Genomic DNA, 16592 nt, shown 5'->3' with positions numbered 1-16592 from the left:
TATTTAGACATTAGCCAAAGGTTCTGTTGTATATTTTTCACCTATCTGCTGGCGCCACATCGCATAGTACAACCCTTTCTGCAATAAAAGGTCGGCATGTTTGCCCGACTCGATAATGCGGCCTTGTTCGAGCACATAAATTCGATCGGCATGCATAATAGTAGATAGCCTGTGCGCAATCAATATGGTGATGTGATCCTTTAATACTGATACATCACGGATGGTTTCGGTAATCTCTTCTTCCGTCAATGAATCTAATGCAGATGTTGCCTCGTCAAATACCAGTAGATCTGGTTTACGCAATAAGGCACGGGCTATTGACAAACGTTGCTTTTCGCCACCGGATACTTTTACACCTCCTTCACCAATTACACTGTCAAGTCCTTTATCGGCACGGGCCAGCAGGCTTTGGCAAGCTGCACGGTGCAATACATTCATACATTCCTCGTCGGTAGCATCAGGTCGTACAAATTTCAGATTCTCGCGGATGGTACCCGAAAACAGTTGCGTATCCTGCGTTACAAAGCCAATCTTTTCGCGCAGCTGATCCAGATCTATCTCTTTACTCAATACATTATTGTAAAGGATATCGCCATCCAACGGCTGATATAAACCAACCAACAATTTCACCAATGTAGTTTTACCCGAACCAGACGGACCAACAAAAGCGATAGTTTCGCCGGTATTAGCCTCAAACTCGATATGGTTTAAGGCATTGCGGTTGGCGGTTAAATGCTTAAAGCTTACCTTATCAAACGTTAATTTTCGCAGCTTCTCAATCATTACCGGCTTAACCGGTTTTACATCAATAGGGATGCTCAGGATACGCTGAAAATTTGCCAGCGAAACCTCGGCCTCGCGCCATGATAAGATAACGTTGCCCAACTCCTGCAGCGGGTTGAACAGGAAGAAGGAGTAAAACAAGAAGCTGAAATATTGCCCCGGTGAAATACTTTGCTGAAAGATGAGGATCAGTAATACCACTACCATTGTGCTGCGCACAAAGTTTACGGTTGTACCCTGCACAAAGCTCATGCTTCGCACATATTTTACCTTCTTCAATTCCAGTTCGAGGATCTTGTAGGTGGTATTATTCAAGCGTTCTATTTCTTGGCTGGCAAGGCCTAAACTTTTAACCAGTTCGATGTTACGTAATGATTCTGTAGTAGAACCGGCCAGTGCCGTAGTTTCGCCCACAATCTTTTTCTGGATCACTTTGATCTTACGGCTTAGTGCCATGCTCACAAAAGTAATTACCGGTATAGCTGCAAAATAAACCAAGGTAACCTTATAGCTTACACTTACCGAATAAACGATCACAAAGATCATCCCGATGAAGCTTACAAAAAGAACGCTGATAAACGAAGTGATAAACTTTTCGCAATCTAAACGTACTTTTTGCAGTATGCCCAAGGTTTCGCCGCTACGTTGATCTTCAAATACCTGGTAGGGCAATTCGAGCGAATGCTTAAGCCCGTCGGCATACATTTTGGCACCAACTTTTTGTATAATAATATTGGTATAATAATCTTGCAGGTTTTTAGCTATGCGCGATACCATGGCGGCACCAACGGCCAAAGCCACCATGCCTATGGCACCCCATACGTAAGCATTGTATTCTAACTTGCTGCGTTTTTCTATAAAGCCATCTACTATACGGCCGGTAATATATGGATCGAGCAGGGAAAATCCCATGTTGATACCTGCCAAAACAAGTGCGAGTACAACCACCCAACGGTAGCGGGATAAGTAAGTAATAAGTATTTTCATATTGTAACAGCAAAAATAAAAAAAGGGAATGGCGTAATACGCTCATTCCCTTTAATTTGACATTAGGTTTATTATTGCTTAAACCGTCATGATATCTTTTTCTTTGGCCTCGTATAGTTTATCAACCTTAATGATATAAGCATCAGTTAGTTTCTGTACCTCTGCTTCGCCTGTTTTCATTTCATCTTCAGATACGCCATCAACTTTTAGTTTTCTTATCTTCTCGTTAATATCCTTGCGGATGTTACGCACAGCAACTTTACCGCTTTCTGCTTCAGCTTTTGCTTTTTTAGCTAAATCCCTGCGGCGCTCTTCGGTTAGTGGGGGTACGTTAAGGCGGATGATCACACCATCATTTTGAGGATTGATACCCAGATCAGCCTCTTTAATTGCTTTTTCTATGGCGTTAAGCAACGATTTTTCCCAGGGCTGTACAACAATGGTACGCGCATCGGGTGTGTTTACATTACCTATCTGGGCTAATGGAGTTGGGGTACCGTAGTAATCAACCATAATGCCATCAAGCATGGCAGGGCTTGCTTTACCTGCACGTATTTTGCCTAATTCGTAATCTGTATGGTCAATGGCTTTATCCATTGAAGCCTTTGCATCATTCAACTGGGTTTTAACGAGTTCGCTCATTCCGAATAATTTTTGCCAAAAATAGTAAAAACTATCATTTATGTTAGTCCATTATGTTTTACAGTTGTAAAAAACTGAGCAAAGACTCCTGGTAGAGCAGGTACTTATTGGCCATATGGTAATAAAACTTAACCATTTTGATGCTGTGATGTCAGTTTTTCTACGGCATACCCTTTAGCCTTACAACGGGAAATTATTTCTTCGTAAAGTTTTTTATCCATTGACGGCTTACGGCTCATGATGAACAGAAACTTATGATCGGGGTGGCCAACTACCACATATGAGTAATCGTCAGCCAGTTCAATAATCCAATAATCTACTTTGTAGGGCCAGATAAACTGTGCCTTCATTTGCGAATTATTGGTATTGTCTACCTGGAACAGCTTCGATTTATAGGTATGTACCTCTTCATCATCATCGCCTTTTTTATAAGTGGTTAACACATCATAATAACCCTTTTGATCCCAGTTATAGCTGGTGGTAGTTTCGCGGCTGCCTTTATCAAAAAATGTAGGGATAGAATATAATGAATACCACTTGCCGGCATAGCGGTCAAGGTCTACCTTTTCTACAGGTTTATTAACAGCAGTTGTAAATGCCGACAGTAGCATGAAGGTTAATATGCATAATGTTTTCATAGATAGATGTCGAAAGATGTTTTTTATAAACAAGTGTAGGTGTCGTTACTATAAAAACGAAATTGCTAAGGGAGTGGATTTTACATTGTAATAGCGTAAGGTTGTAGACTTCTTTTGTCATTCAGGACGCAATGAAGAATCTTCTGCAGGTGCAAGGCTTGGTGAAGAAGATCCTTCATTGCGCTCTGGATGACAAACCTAATTTTAACGCAAAAAAAAAGCGACACAAAATATTGTGTCGCTACGGTTATTGTCTTGTATCTTGGTTCTTGTCTCTTGCTTCTAACAATTAACGCACTAACGTACCAATGGCTTCGCCGTTGGCAATACGCTCGAAGTTTCCGGCTTTGTTCATATCGAAAACAATGATCGGTAGTTTATTTTCCTGGCAAAGAGTAATGGCGGTCATATCCATTACGTTTAGGCCTTTGGCATATACTTCTGCAAAGCTAATCTCGTCGTAACGGGTAGCGGTTGGGTCTTTCTCCGGGTCAGCAGTGTAAATACCATCAACACGGGTACCTTTCAATACCACGTCGGCTTTTATTTCAATAGCTCGCAATGATGCGGCTGTATCTGTAGTAAAGTAAGGGTTACCGGTACCTGCGCCAAAAATAACAATGCGGCCTGTTTCCAAATGCGTCATGGCACGGCGACGGATGTAGGGCTCGCAAATCTGCTCCATTTTAATGGCCGATTGTAAGCGTGTTTCTACACCAATACCTTCTAATGCACTTTGCAAAGCCATACAGTTAATTACGGTGGCCAGCATGCCCATATAATCGGCCTGTGCGCGTTCCATGCCCGATTTTTCGGCACTCAACCCACGGAAAATATTTCCGCCACCAACAACAACGGCTATTTCTATGCCTGCATCAAACACTGTTTTAATGTCATGGGCGTATTGTAGCACACGGTTGTTATCAATACCGTATTGCCTTTCACCCATCAATGATTCGCCGCTAAGCTTTAATAATATCCGTTTGTATTTCATATAAAGTAGTTTAGTTAGTTTCTATTAGGTCTTCAGGAAATCTGATACGTAGTGCCGGCCATGCAAGTTGCCTTTACTTCAAAAGTATCACTAAAAATTACTAAATCCGCATCGTATCCTGTTGTGATGCGGCCTTTGTTTAGTCCGGCCAGTTGTGCCGGGTATAAGCTGGCCATATTAATGGCTTCTGCCAATGGTATGCCTACCTGCTCTACACAGTTTTGTACGGCTTTAAGCATGGTAAGGCTCGAGCCAGACAGCGTGCCATCGGGCATTACATACTTACCATTTACCATCTGATGCTGATAGGCACCCTCTGATGCAGCGGTTACTGCATCGGTAATGAGGTATAGTTTGTCGCCCAGTTCGCGTTTAGCTAAACGGATCATGGCAAAATCAACATGTATACCATCTGCAACGATGCTGGTGTATGGCTTTTCTTCAAAAATAGCCGGTATATACCCCGGCTCGCGGTGGTGCATTTGCGGCATGGCATTGTACAAATGCGTAACTGCAGGTATTGGTTTGTTTAAAAAAGTTTTCCCTTCGGCATAGGTTGCATTGCTATGGCCCGATGATATAATTATACCTTGCTGGTGCAGGTAATCTATCACCTCCTGATCCTGCAATTCGGGCGCAATGGTTATCATTTTTATTTCACCTTCGGCAGATTCGACCCAACGTTTTACCTTTTCTAAAGTTGCCTTTTGAATGAGGTCTGCCGGGTGAGCCCCTTTACGTACCGGGTTAAGAAATGGCCCTTCCAAATGCAAGCCCAGGAAATTACCGATACAGGTTTTGCGATATGCTTTTGCCGATTCAATTCCCTGCTCTACAATGGCATCGGTATTGGTACCAATGGTGGCAAAAAAGCCAACAGTGCCTTGCTTAAGCAAATCATCCTCCAGTTGCTTTAAGGCAGCAACTTCGGGCTTGCCTGCAAACAGCTTGCCGCCACTGCCATAAATTTGCAGATCGAGCAGGCCAGGGGCAACATAATTATGATGAAGATCAATTTTTTGGGATTCAGCAGGAATTTCGCTTTCAACAATTACAGCTTTTATTTTTTTGTCCTCAACTAAAATAGCCTTGCCACTGGTAATGATACCATTGTCAATTAGTTGCAGATGATGAAATGCTGTTATCATAGGTAATTCTTTTCAACTACTCACACGTCATGCCGAACTTGTTTCGGCATCCCCATGTGGTGGGTAAACCGCTTACCAATCAATCTGTAGACTTACCGTATGAGATGCCGAAACAAGTTCGGGATGACGGGCCTGGCTACCAACCAAATGTAAGGACAAAAAAAATCCCCTCGTTTAAAAAACGAGGGGATTAATAATTTAGGCTCCTAAAACAACCCGCTTAAATGCGGTAACGGTTAGGCCTTTCTCAACACCGTTAAGGAATTGAGCAATATTTTTAGAAGGGTCTTTAACAAACTCCTGGTTTAACAAAGTATTGTCTTTGTAGAATTTGTTTAGTTTACCTGCTGAAATTTTTTCAACCATTTCTTCTGGTTTACCTTCGGCACGAATCTGCTCTTTAGCAATTTCAAGCTCGCGCTCGATGGTAGAGGCATCAACACCGTCTTTATCAACAGCAACCGGGTTCATCGCTGCAATTTGCATTGCAACATCTTTTCCAGCTTCGTCAACACCGGCAGGGTTAGCGTTTAAAGCAACCAATACACCTAAACGGAAATTACCGTGGATGTAAGGAACAACTTTCTCGCCGCTTAACACTTCGTAAGTGCTAACAACAATTCTTTCGCCAATTTTACCGGTCATGTCTAAAAGTGCATCAGCAATTTTAACACGGCTGGTTTCTGTATCAACTTCTAACTGGCCCAGTTCTTCAACGTTAGCCGGTAAGCTATGTACAGCAACGTTAGCAACTGCATTAGCGAAAGCGATAAATTCAGCATTTTTAGCAACGAAATCTGTTTCGCAAGCCAAAACAACAATAACGCCGTTTTTGCCATCTTCAGAAGTACGGGCTATAACAACACCTTCTTTAGACTCACGGTCTGAACGGCTTGCTGCTACTTTAGCACCTTTTTTTCTTAAGTAATCAATTGCTGCTTCAAAGTCGCCACTGGTTTCTGTTAAAGCTTTTTTGCAATCCATCATACCTGCTCCGGTTTGCTGGCGCAGTTTGTTCACATCTGCTGCAGAAATTTGTACTGTAGACATAATTTTTTATAGTTATGAGTTGTGGGTTATAAGCTGCGAGTTAGCAACTCTATATAACCTTTAGCCCGATTTAATTTTAAGTTTATATGAAAAATGATGAGTTGCGAATAATAATTACTCACAACTCACCATTTACAATTCAAAATTACTCTTCTGTAGAAGAAGGAGTTTCTGCTTCAGCAGATACTTTACGAGTTCTTTTACCACCTTCGTTACCGCCGGCAGTTTCAGGAGCATCAGCTTTAGTTTTTGCAACTACAGCTTCTTTTTCAGCTTCGTCTTCTTTTTCGCGTTTGCGCTCATCCAAACCTTCTTGTATAGCAGTGATAATGATACCGGTAATCAAAGAGATTGATTTGGTAGCGTCATCATTAGCCGGGATAGGGAAATCGATGTTTGAAGGATCTGAGTTAGTATCCACCATAGCAAAGGTTGGGATATTTAACTTTAATGCTTCAGAAACTGCGATATGCTCTTTCTTAACGTCGATAAGGAATAATGCTGCAGGTAAACGGTTCAAATCAGAGATACCACCTAAAAGTGATTCTAATTTAATACGCTCACGTTGGATCATTAAACGCTCTTTCTTAGAAAGATTGCTGTAAGTACCGTCTTTAGTCAATTTATCGATGTTAGACATCTTTTTGATTGACTTACGTACAGTAGCAAAGTTGGTTAACATACCACCCAACCAACGTTCGGTTACGAAAGGCATGTTTACTGTTTTTGCGTAATCGGCAACGATGTCTTTCGCTTGCTTTTTAGTAGCTACGAATAAAACTTTACGTCCTGATTTTACAATTTGTTTAATAGCTGCAGCAGCTTCTTCAACCTTAGTTAAGGTTTTATTTAAGTCGATAATGTGGATACCATTACGCTCCATAAAAATGTACTGAGACATTTTTGGATCCCATTTGCGGGTAAGGTGACCAAAGTGTACACCTGCGTCAAGTAAATCCTGATATGTTGTTCTTGCCATTGTTGTGTCCTCCTGATATTAACGTTTACTGAATTGGAATTTCCTACGAGCTTTCTTGCGTCCTGGTTTTTTACGCTCAACCATACGGTCATCACGTGTCATTAAACCTTTTGCACGCAGTGCAGGTTTCTTTTCAGCATCAAGTTCAACAATAGCTTTTGCAATAGCTAAACGAACGGCTTCTGCCTGTCCTTTTACACCACCACCAGCTACGTTTGCAACAATATCGAATTTACCTTCTGAACCGGATACCAGTAAAGATTGGGTAGTAACGTATTGCAAAGGCAATGTTGGGAAGTATTCTTTGTAGTCTTTACCGTTAACGATAAGTGCACCACTACCATCTTTTAGATAGATACGGGCAACAGCGGTTTTTCTTCTGCCTGAAGTGTTAGTTGTTGGCATTTCTTTTCTCCTTTAAAATTAAAAGTTAAATGGCTTTTGGGTTTTGTGCGGCGTGAGGATGCTCGGCACCTGCATATACATGCAGATTGCCAAATAAGGCGCGGCCCAAACGATTTTTAGGTAACATACCACGTACAGCTTTTTCAACTACACGATCTGGATGTTTTGCCATTAACTCCTTAGGAGAAATGAAACGCTGACCACCTGGATAACCAGTGTAAGAAACGTATTGCTTTTCGGCGAATTTGTTTCCGGTCAGTTTTACCTTGTCTGCATTGATAACAATAACGTTATCTCCGCAGTCTACGTTCGGGGTGAACCCTGGCTTGTGTTTTCCTCTGATGATCGCAGCGATCTTAGAAGACAAGCGCCCCAAAATCTCGCCATTAGCGTCAACAACAACCCATTCTTTGTTAACGGTCTTTTTGTTGGCTGAGACAGTTTTGTAACTTAACGTATTCACTTGCTTTAAATTAATTTAATTAAATACTTTATTATACCCGCATTTTTCGGGACTGCAAAGATACGTGTATTTGTTTAATTTACAAGTGCTTTTTTAGGAAATTTGATATTACTGCTGAGGGGTTTAGGTAGTTATGGTTGGCAGATTGTAAAAATATGCGGTGGGATGTTTGAAAAGTATATGAGGAAGTTACCGGCAATGTAAGTAGTTGCTTATGTAGGTGTATTGAAACCAGCGCCATCGAGAGGTATAAAGCCCCCCGACCTACAGAGCACTAACGTAAATACATCAGACCCCATAAATTATGATTGAGCGATAGTATGGGGCATAAGTTAAAGTAGATCAATTAGAAGATATGGAAATAACGTTACCAGTTCTCGGTACAAAGAGCCCCACTCATACGCACACAGGCGTTAGGTTCGGGGCTGGTATCCGCTGCAATCGGGTTAAGTGTGAAAGTGTACCATATAATAACTTCCTGACAAGAAAAAAATTTAATTAATAATACGACAGATAGTTACTGAGCAAATCTCTGGTTGTGGTATTTTGCTTATTTAAATAATAAAGATAAGTATCGTTATTAACAAGCAAAACAGTATGCTGATGCATTGTTACATTAGGTAAGTCGGCATCAAGAAAGATTGGAGATAACGTTATCACCCTGCCACTGAATACAACCCTATCCGAAGTTTTTGTTTTATCCAATGTTAAATACAAAGTATCTGTTAAATTTCTTGTGCCGTTAACAGCATCCAAATTATTGATGTTGTTTGCAAAAACTAGTCTTACCCCTTGATTTACATATATCAAACCCAAGTTAATGAGTTTATAATTACTGAGATTCTTAATTTGGAAACTACAATTGCCTGGCCTAACAGTTACCGCTTTAGTATATACGTGATTGTTGACTGTCAATTTAATATTGTAGGTACCGCCTTCTATATATTTATGCGAACTGCTTGAGTTATCAAGCGAGGTATTGTTGTCGCCCCAATCCCATGCGTAGGTATTGGAACTACCAGATTTGTCGGCAGCGGTTACTACAACTTGTTCATCCAGCCAATAAGCGGGTGCACCGATCGAAAACTGTGCTGTTTGAACATTTGCAGGGGCAGGAGCGTCGTTAGATCCTGATTTTTTGCCACAACTAATGAATAATGCAGCGCATGCGAATAACAAAAATCTCTTTGCTGAAAACATGTAATTAAGGTTAGATTATTGAATATAGTCTTTTTTTTAACTCATTAAGTTAACCATCAAATTCGTCACTTTGAGTGTAACGAAGAGTCTTCTTCATGCTGCTAAGTTGAGACTTACCGGTTTGAGAGGATTCTTCACTATCGTTCAGAATGAAAATCTAACGTAGAATTTTCTGCTTTCAGAAACCCTTGCGCATAAAATTCTTCGCTGGCGCTCTGAATAACAGATTGAGATCGTTTTTACCCAGCCTTCGGAAAATAAGCCTCTACCAACTCCACCACTATCTCTGGCCTTAATGGCTTATGGATGAAGGTAACAATATCCTCATCTTTCAAAGCCCGCTCGCGGTCGTCGAGGTTGAGAGAGGTGGTCAGCATAATTACTACCATCCGGTCTTTATGCGCTTTATCCAGTTTGCGGTATACATCCATAAAGTCCCAGCCGTCCATGCCGGGCATGTTAATATCTAAAAATATAATACCGGGGCGGGGTGTGGTTTTTGTATCGGCATACTTGCCGGTGTAGGTTAAAAAATCCAGACCTTCTTTGGCAGATGTAGCTACTTGCACATATGCTGCTACGCCCGATTTTTCGATAACCTTGCGGTGAATAAAATTAGTGGGGATATCATCATCTATTAATAAAATGCAGTTAAGATCTTTAAGTTGGGTCATTTGTTATAGGGGAGTATACGTAGTATCAGATTTCCAGGTTAAAATAAAAGGTACTGCCCTCACCGGGGACAGACTCGGCAGAGATTTCGCCATTGTGTAGTTCTACAATTTTTTTGCAGTTGGCCAGGCCTATGCCGCTGCCATCATAAGCATCGCGGGTGTTAAGGCGCTGAAATATCAGAAACATTTTTTCGATGTATTTCGGCTCAATGCCAATGCCGTTGTCTGACACAGCAAACCGCCAGCCATCGCTGTATGACCGGGCCGTTATAGAAACCTGGGGAATTATATTTTTTTTACGAAATTTAATGGCATTACTAATAAGGCTGTAAAAGAGTTGTTTCAATTCAACCTCGTAACCCATTATAATAGGCATACGCCCGTAGCTTATCTGCCCGCCAGACACGTCTATTTCTTCGTGCAATTCGGCACATACCGAGTTAAGCAGCTGCTGGCAGTCTATATCACCCAGCACCCGCTTACGGCCAATGCGCGAATAATCAAGCAGGCCCTTAATGAGGTTACTCATCCGGGCAGATGATTGTTTAACGAACGAGAAATACATGGCCTCACTTTCATCAAAGGTATTGCCGTACTCTTCTTCTATAAGTTCAACAAAGTTTTGCACGGTAAGTAAGGGTTCCTGCAAATCGTGCGAAGCAATGTATATAAACTGGTCGAGTTCCTTTTTTCTGATTTCCAGATCGCGGGCATGCTGTTTCAGGGCTTTCTCGGTCAATAACTTAGCAGTAAGATCGTGAACTATTTTTACAAAGCCTATTACCTGGCCATTTTCGTCATGCAGGGCAGTAATAACAATACTACCCCAAAAGCGTGTACCATCTTTTCGCGTACGCCACCCATGGTCGGCAACCTTACCATCGCGCCTGGCTAAATTTATTAATGATTCGGGGCGGCCATTTCTACGGTCTTCATCATTATAGAATATGCTAAAGTTTTTGCCGATAACCTCTGTAAGCTGGTAGCCTTTTATTTTCTCGGCACCCTTGTTCCAGTTCTCGATATTGCCATCACTATCCAGGGTTAAAATTGCATAGTCCTCAATTTCTTCAACCACTTTTAACAACCGCAAATCTTTGAGCTCCCGGTCCGATTGCTTGTCTTGTTCCAATTTAATACAATAGTTTAAGGATAGTACAGTATTTTATACCATAGCGTATAAAATACAGCATTAAATATAGCCACGATTGCAATAATAAAGGTTAGTAAACGGTAACGAACCTGTTACTATTGCGTTTTAAACCGATAACAGCATCAATATTACCCAACATTAATAATTATTTAACCCAGGGATGAAATATTTATTAATAATTGCGTTCCCAGCCTTTTTACTGCACATTTTAATCGGATTGCTTTATTTTCTGAATTAACACATCAAACTACCAGACAATAATTTACTGGTGAAAGAAGCCGCTATTCCACTTTAAACATAATTTATAATTGTTTTAACTTTAAATAAATATTTAACAACTGAAGATTAATTTATGGCATATTAATTGCAATTACCTCTTTGTATTGCTTCGGCAACACACAAATAATTAGTAAACATAAAATCTACGATTATGGAAACCATTGAAAAAACAGTTGAAGTTTTAAACGACTTAATAGAAATTAATAACGACAGGATTGAAGGCTTTGAAAGGGCCCTTGCAGACATGTCTGATAAGGATGCCGATCTGAAATCTTTATTCCAGGAATATGCGCAGCAAAGCCGCAAAAACACACAGGAACTTACTGCAACTGTAGCGCGTTACGACAATGATGTGCAAACAGGTTCGAGTGTAAGCGGTGCCATTCACCGTGCATGGATTGATGTTAAAGCTATATTTACAGGTAAAGACCGTGCAGGTATTTTAGCAGAATGCGAACGTGGTGAAGATGCTATTAAAAAGGCATATCAGTCTGCTTTAACAGACGGTGACCTATCCGGCGAACTGTCTGTACTGGTAACCCGCCAGGCGCAAGAACAAAAATTAGCGCACGACAGGATAAAAGCATTACGCGATAGCGCACAGTAATTAATAGTTAAATCAATTTAATTAAAAGAGCCGTTTCAGTTTGAAGCGGCTCTTTTAATAGATACCCCTGCCTCCCCCAAATAACATTTATACAAATTATTAACAGTTTAATAATGTATAGCAGAAACTATCTGTCAAGGCATTTCGTTATTTAGTGTATAAAAGCATTAGCGGGTTATTAAACAGCTCCCGAAAAACTTGGGGCTTGACATAAAAATTTCGTACTTTTGCAACATTTATAAACGCCTTCATATAATACAGTTAAGTGATAATTCTTATATTCTTTTTGGCACACTGGTTTCTGTCGCTGTTTTTCCAAACATTCTTTTTGCACAGATATGCTTCTCACAAAATGTTTACTACAAACAAGTTTTTTGAGCGCACCTTTCACGTTATGACCTTCATTTGTCAAGGTTCATCTTTCTTAAACCCAAGGGCTTACGCTATTATGCACCGCGAGCATCATGCTTACAGTGATACCGAGAAAGACCCGCATTCACCTCACTTTTTTACAGATGTAATTCAAATGATGTGGCATACGGTACAAAGCTTCCGCGAGCACGAAAAACGCCTTAAAGAGCCGGAAGCGCGCTTTAAAGGTAATTACCCCGAGTGGCGTTTGCTGGATTATTATGGTTCTACCATGGTATCGCGCATTATATTCGGCTTACTATATGTAGCTTTTTATGTAGCTTTTGCTACCCAATGGTGGATGTACCTGCTGCTACCAATCCACTTTATGATGGGCCCTATCCATGGCGCTATTGTTAACTGGTGCGGCCATAAATATGGTTATGCCAATTTCGACAATAACGACAAATCTAAAAACACCACCCCATTCGACTTTTTGATGCTGGGCGAATTGTTTCAGAATAATCACCACAAGCACCCTAATAGTGCCAACTTTGCTAAACGCTGGTTCGAGATAGACCCTGTTTATCCGGTTATGAAAGTAATGCACTGGGCACGCATCATCAGGCTGCGCAAACCTAGTTATAACTAAACAAACAATATTATAAGCCCGCTAAAAACGGGCTTTTTCAATTTTCACCTATACAACCCATGAGCACTTCACAGCTTGCACAAACCCTTAAAGGATCTGAGATTATTAAGATTGGTGCCGAGATTAATGAGTTAAAAAGACAAGGACAACAAATTGCCAACTTAACAATCGGTGATTTTGACTCCAATATATACCCCATCCCAGACGAACTGAAGCAAGGTATTATAGATGCCTATCAGCATAACCAAACCAACTATCCGCCTGCAGAGGGTGTAGCTGCTTTACGCCAGGAAGTGTCTGCTTTTTTGAAAAAACATTTTGGGTTAGATTATAACGCCAACCAGATCCTGATCAGCAGTGGCTCGCGCCCGCTGATATATTCTACCTTTTTAGCACTGATTGATAAAGGCGATAAAGTAGTTTATCCTGTACCATCATGGAACAATAACCACTACTGCCACTTAACTTCGGCAGAAGAGGTACAGATAATTACCCGTGCCGAGCATGATTTTATGCCTACAGCAGATGATATACGCCCACATTTAAAAGGTGCTACCTTACTGGCACTTTGCTCGCCGTTAAACCCAACCGGTACTATGTTTGATAAAAAGGATCTCGAAGAAATTTGCGACCTGGTTATTGAAGAAAATAAGAACCGCTTGCCGGGCGAGAAACCTTTGTACATGATGTACGACCAAATCTACTCCATGTTAACCTTTAACAAGGAGCATGTTGACCCGGTTACGTTACGCCCCGAGTTAAAAGATTATGTGATCTACATCGATGGTATCTCTAAATGCCTTGCTGCTACCGGCGTACGTGTAGGCTGGGGATTTGGGCCAGAGAAAATTATAGGGCAAATGCGTTCTATAGTTGGCCACATGGGTGCATGGGCACCTAAGCCAGAGCAGGTGGCTACTGCCGAGTTTCTTAAAACAGAACAACCGTTAAATAATTATTTAGCCAAGTTTAAAAGCGAAATACAAACCAGCCTGACTACCCTTTATGATGGTTTTCAGCAATTAAAAGCCGAAGGCTTTAGCGTTGATGCCATTGAGCCAATGGGTGCCATTTACTTAACCGTTAAGGTTGATTACATTGGCAGAACCACACCAACCGGCGAGATATTAAATTCATCGGCAGATATTAACTTCTATTTAATTAAAGAAGCCAAAGTGGCGCTGGTTCCGTTCTCGGCTTTTGGTACTGATGATAGCATTACCTGGTTCCGCGCTTCGGTTGGTACCTGTACTCACGAAGAAATTCGCCAAATGATTCCGCGCATTAAAGATGCGCTTGCTAAATTGAAATAAGGCATTACATAATTATAATACACAATAGCCTTAGGATGATAAATCCTGAGGCTATTTTAGTTTCAACCCGCAACCAATTAAAACATATTGGGCCCGAATTATATTACGTATTAAACACACACGTTTTACGGTACCCAATCCCATGTAAAACGTATAACGTCTCACGTATTAATATACACCCATGATCCGCGATAAAAAACCGGCAGAAACTGTAGAAAAAGAACTAACATACATTCAAAAAGTATGGCACACGGTTGCCATTGTAGCCCTGTTGGTAGTAGTGATCCTTATTGCCCGGGTTGCCTTTAATGTATTGTTGATGGTATTGGCCGGTACATTAATATCCACCTATTTCCACGGGCTGGGCGATCTCATTCAGCGTAAAACCAAATGGAAACGTAAGCCTGCTATGTATATATCTGTGGGGGGCACCTTCATTTTATTGGGGCTGTTGTTTTGGTTCATGGGCGCTAATATTCAAAAACAGGTTAAAGAATTAAGTGACACATTACCACATACCGTAGCGAATTTCAAAGCCAAACTTTCAGAAACCTCACTGGGCCAAAAGGTACTTGACTACACGCAGGATGATGATAATTCGCAGAAATTAATTGTAACTGCACAACACTTTTTCAGTACCAGCTTTGGTGTTATGGGCAATATCTACATCATTATGTTTTTGTCCATTTTCTTTACGCTAAACCCCTCAGTATACAAAGACGGTATTATTTTACTGGTCCCTCACGACCGGAAAGAACTTGCTAAATGCATTATAGATCGTATTAGTTTCTCATTGAAGGGATGGCTTAAGGGAATGCTATTATCCATTGTGCTTATCACCATTATGCTGTTTACCGGGCTAACTATTATGGGCATCCCGGCGGCATTGGTATTGGCTTTATTTGCAGGTATGCTTAAAATAATTCCCAATTTTGGTTCATTGGCAGCTATGATACCAGGTGTATTACTGGCATTAACCATTAGCCTCAATAGTGCCATTATTGTAGCTTTAATATATATTGTATCCCAAACTATTGTAAGCAATATAGTAACCCCCATCATCCAGAATAAAATGATTAATCTGCCACCTGCGCTAACCATTATCAGCCAGGTATTAATGGGCACGCTCTCCGGGGTGTTGGGAATTATCCTCGCAGTACCACTATTGTCTATCGTTTTTATTTTGGTTGATGAGTTGTATGTGAAGAAGATTAACGACGAAGATGACGTAAGGTCTGTTCAATCCAAGCCCGATCCCACACTTGCCGATTAATGCTTTTTTCCGACAAACAATAATATTCTCTAAGCTGCCGATATATATTTCACCAGGCTTTTTTTAGCTACAGGTAAAAGTGTTTGCTCCAGCGGGAAGGTGATATCGCTTTGCACATAATACACCGCCGGGTTGGGCAGGTGCTTGCGGTGCTTTACCAGGTCAAGCTTAATAGACTCGGGCGTATTGGCAATGCCTTGCAAAAACGTATCTACAAACTGTACATTAATACCCCGGTATTTATCGTCTTTGTTTTCAAAAATGGTAATGTGATACTCATATATCAAATTGGTTTTATCCATACCGTTACGCAGCGCAAAATAGCCGTGGTAAGGCAATAGTGGCACCACACCTACCGGGTCTATATTAATGCGGCTTTCTACAAAATCATAAAGTTCTTTACCTGTTTGCAGGGCTGGGTCCATTTTGTTAATGGCATAAGTAATAATGCGCTCAATCTCATACATCGAGTTATCATCCTGCACTATCTTTCTATAAGTAAGCTTAACAGCTTCAATATCTGCCTTACTTAAGCGTTGCGGAAACGCCTGCTGTAAAACAGATTTGTTATGCTTAAAATCCATCAGGTTATTATAATGGAAAATCAGATCGGTAAGGTTGGGGTAAAGTTTGCTTTTATCAAAATGGCGGTTTATTTCCTGCATGTAATCCAGCAAAATATACTTCTTATGTTCAAAGTCAATGCTGCCATCAATAAACCAATTAATACCTAATGATTTCATTTTTGATTAACTCCTTTCTGGTAGCCTTAAATTAAATTAAAAAAACCAACTTTGCAACATATGCCCATCGGAACACTCTATCTCATCCCGGTTCCGCTTGCAGATAATGCAGCGGCAAAATCATTTACCCCATACCTGGTACAAACTATAAACAGCATTACCGAGTATATTGTAGAGAACGAAAAGACCGCACGTAAGTTTTTAAAAGAAGCCGGCCTGCAAATACCCCAAAGCCAGCTAATAATGCACGATTACGGC

Annotated in this window: 17 protein-coding genes and 1 pseudogene; 5 read left to right on the top strand and 13 right to left on the bottom strand. The window is 40.8% G+C overall.

Translation table 11 applies throughout. The annotated features are described in order from the left end of the window. Positions 1-3 precede the first annotated feature (3 nt). The 12 genes from RG47T_RS23230 to RG47T_RS23175 form a co-directional block, all read right to left on the bottom strand. Entirely contained in the window at positions 4-1770 is a 1767-nt protein-coding gene (locus RG47T_RS23230) for an ABC transporter ATP-binding protein (protein WP_074492241.1), read from the bottom strand. A gap of 78 nt (positions 1771-1848) precedes the next feature. Further along, positions 1849-2412 carry a ribosome recycling factor gene (gene frr / locus RG47T_RS23225; protein WP_074492239.1) on the bottom strand — a complete coding sequence of 188 codons (564 nt, stop codon included), beginning with the start codon at positions 2410-2412 and terminating at the stop codon, positions 1849-1851. Positions 2413-2540: 128 nt separating this feature from the next. Then, on the bottom strand, positions 2541-3050 hold the full coding sequence (locus RG47T_RS23220) for a lipocalin family protein (protein ID WP_083627502.1): 510 nt from the start codon (positions 3048-3050) through the stop codon (positions 2541-2543). Between the two features lie 289 nt (positions 3051-3339). Continuing rightward, the gene (gene pyrH, locus RG47T_RS23215; protein ID WP_074492237.1) at positions 3340-4044 is read right to left on the bottom strand and encodes a UMP kinase; all 705 of its coding nucleotides are present in this window, start codon (positions 4042-4044) and stop codon (positions 3340-3342) included. Positions 4045-4076: 32 nt separating this feature from the next. Further along, positions 4077-5192, bottom strand: a complete 1116-nt coding sequence (nagA, locus tag RG47T_RS23210) for an N-acetylglucosamine-6-phosphate deacetylase (protein WP_074492234.1) — start codon at positions 5190-5192, stop codon at positions 4077-4079. 198 nt (positions 5193-5390) lie between these two features. Further along, positions 5391-6242: a translation elongation factor Ts gene (gene tsf / locus RG47T_RS23205; protein WP_074492232.1), complete on the bottom strand. Its 852-nt coding sequence runs from the start codon at positions 6240-6242 to the stop codon at positions 5391-5393. Positions 6243-6387: 145 nt separating this feature from the next. Beyond that, positions 6388-7221 (bottom strand): 30S ribosomal protein S2, encoded by an 834-nt coding sequence (gene rpsB / locus RG47T_RS23200; protein ID WP_074492230.1) that lies wholly within the window; start codon positions 7219-7221, stop codon positions 6388-6390. An 18-nt stretch (positions 7222-7239) separates the two neighbouring features. Further along, the gene (rpsI, locus tag RG47T_RS23195; RefSeq protein ID WP_074492228.1) at positions 7240-7626 is read right to left on the bottom strand and encodes a 30S ribosomal protein S9; all 387 of its coding nucleotides are present in this window, start codon (positions 7624-7626) and stop codon (positions 7240-7242) included. A 25-nt stretch (positions 7627-7651) separates the two neighbouring features. Then, positions 7652-8089: a 50S ribosomal protein L13 gene (gene rplM / locus RG47T_RS23190; protein WP_074492226.1), complete on the bottom strand. Its 438-nt coding sequence runs from the start codon at positions 8087-8089 to the stop codon at positions 7652-7654. 498 nt (positions 8090-8587) lie between these two features. Continuing rightward, positions 8588-9289: a PKD domain-containing protein gene (locus RG47T_RS23185; protein WP_074492224.1), complete on the bottom strand. Its 702-nt coding sequence runs from the start codon at positions 9287-9289 to the stop codon at positions 8588-8590. Positions 9290-9528: 239 nt separating this feature from the next. Then, positions 9529-9963: a response regulator gene (locus RG47T_RS23180; RefSeq protein ID WP_074492222.1), complete on the bottom strand. Its 435-nt coding sequence runs from the start codon at positions 9961-9963 to the stop codon at positions 9529-9531. Between the two features lie 25 nt (positions 9964-9988). Continuing rightward, a complete protein-coding gene (locus RG47T_RS23175; RefSeq protein ID WP_245770799.1) occupies positions 9989-11095 on the bottom strand; it encodes a sensor histidine kinase in 1107 nt (368 codons plus the stop codon). Between the two features lie 451 nt (positions 11096-11546). Between RG47T_RS23175 and RG47T_RS23170 the strand changes: the two genes are divergently transcribed. From RG47T_RS23170 to RG47T_RS23155, 4 genes are all read left to right on the top strand, one after another. Then, positions 11547-12002 carry a PA2169 family four-helix-bundle protein gene (locus RG47T_RS23170; protein WP_074492219.1) on the top strand — a complete coding sequence of 152 codons (456 nt, stop codon included), beginning with the start codon at positions 11547-11549 and terminating at the stop codon, positions 12000-12002. Between the two features lie 265 nt (positions 12003-12267). Further along, positions 12268-13005 carry an acyl-CoA desaturase gene (locus RG47T_RS23165; protein ID WP_074492217.1) on the top strand — a complete coding sequence of 246 codons (738 nt, stop codon included), beginning with the start codon at positions 12268-12270 and terminating at the stop codon, positions 13003-13005. A 59-nt stretch (positions 13006-13064) separates the two neighbouring features. After that, positions 13065-14318 (top strand): pyridoxal phosphate-dependent aminotransferase, encoded by a 1254-nt coding sequence (locus tag RG47T_RS23160; protein ID WP_074492214.1) that lies wholly within the window; start codon positions 13065-13067, stop codon positions 14316-14318. A gap of 181 nt (positions 14319-14499) precedes the next feature. After that, complete coding sequence (locus RG47T_RS23155) at positions 14500-15591, top strand: AI-2E family transporter (protein ID WP_074492212.1); 1092 nt, start codon at positions 14500-14502, stop codon at positions 15589-15591. A gap of 29 nt (positions 15592-15620) precedes the next feature. On the opposite strand, the gene RG47T_RS23150 is transcribed toward RG47T_RS23155, so the two are convergent. Next, the gene (locus tag RG47T_RS23150) at positions 15621-16334 is read right to left on the bottom strand and encodes a hypothetical protein (protein ID WP_074492210.1); all 714 of its coding nucleotides are present in this window, start codon (positions 16332-16334) and stop codon (positions 15621-15623) included. A 60-nt stretch (positions 16335-16394) separates the two neighbouring features. Between RG47T_RS23150 and RG47T_RS26890 the strand changes: the two are divergent. After that, positions 16395-16592 (top strand): annotated as a pseudogene (locus RG47T_RS26890) (SAM-dependent methyltransferase); the annotation flags it as partial.

Origin of the sequence: Mucilaginibacter polytrichastri, assembly GCF_001911425.1 — a bacterium.
Taxonomy (GTDB): Bacteria; Bacteroidota; Bacteroidia; order Sphingobacteriales; family Sphingobacteriaceae; genus Mucilaginibacter; species Mucilaginibacter polytrichastri.
This window is presented reverse-complemented; position numbering and strand designations above follow the sequence as displayed.

Bases quoted from the DNA above. Each gene is read 5' to 3' on its own strand.
- tsf (WP_074492232.1), bottom strand. From the start codon at position 6,242: ATGTCTACAGTACAAATTTCTGCAGCAGATGTGAACAAACTGCGCCAG.
- RG47T_RS23155 (WP_074492212.1), top strand. From the start codon at position 14,500: ATGATCCGCGATAAAAAACCGGCAGAAACTGTAGAAAAAGAACTAACA.
- RG47T_RS23150 (WP_074492210.1), bottom strand. From the start codon at position 16,334: ATGAAATCATTAGGTATTAATTGGTTTATTGATGGCAGCATTGACTTT.
- RG47T_RS23230 (WP_074492241.1), bottom strand. From the start codon at position 1,770: ATGAAAATACTTATTACTTACTTATCCCGCTACCGTTGGGTGGTTGTA.
- RG47T_RS23180 (WP_074492222.1), bottom strand. From the start codon at position 9,963: ATGACCCAACTTAAAGATCTTAACTGCATTTTATTAATAGATGATGAT.
- nagA (WP_074492234.1), bottom strand. From the start codon at position 5,192: ATGATAACAGCATTTCATCATCTGCAACTAATTGACAATGGTATCATT.
- RG47T_RS23220 (WP_083627502.1), bottom strand. From the start codon at position 3,050: ATGAAAACATTATGCATATTAACCTTCATGCTACTGTCGGCATTTACA.
- RG47T_RS23160 (WP_074492214.1), top strand. From the start codon at position 13,065: ATGAGCACTTCACAGCTTGCACAAACCCTTAAAGGATCTGAGATTATT.
- rpsI (WP_074492228.1), bottom strand. From the start codon at position 7,626: ATGCCAACAACTAACACTTCAGGCAGAAGAAAAACCGCTGTTGCCCGT.
- frr (WP_074492239.1), bottom strand. From the start codon at position 2,412: ATGAGCGAACTCGTTAAAACCCAGTTGAATGATGCAAAGGCTTCAATG.
- RG47T_RS23170 (WP_074492219.1), top strand. From the start codon at position 11,547: ATGGAAACCATTGAAAAAACAGTTGAAGTTTTAAACGACTTAATAGAA.
- RG47T_RS23185 (WP_074492224.1), bottom strand. From the start codon at position 9,289: ATGTTTTCAGCAAAGAGATTTTTGTTATTCGCATGCGCTGCATTATTC.
- rpsB (WP_074492230.1), bottom strand. From the start codon at position 7,221: ATGGCAAGAACAACATATCAGGATTTACTTGACGCAGGTGTACACTTT.
- pyrH (WP_074492237.1), bottom strand. From the start codon at position 4,044: ATGAAATACAAACGGATATTATTAAAGCTTAGCGGCGAATCATTGATG.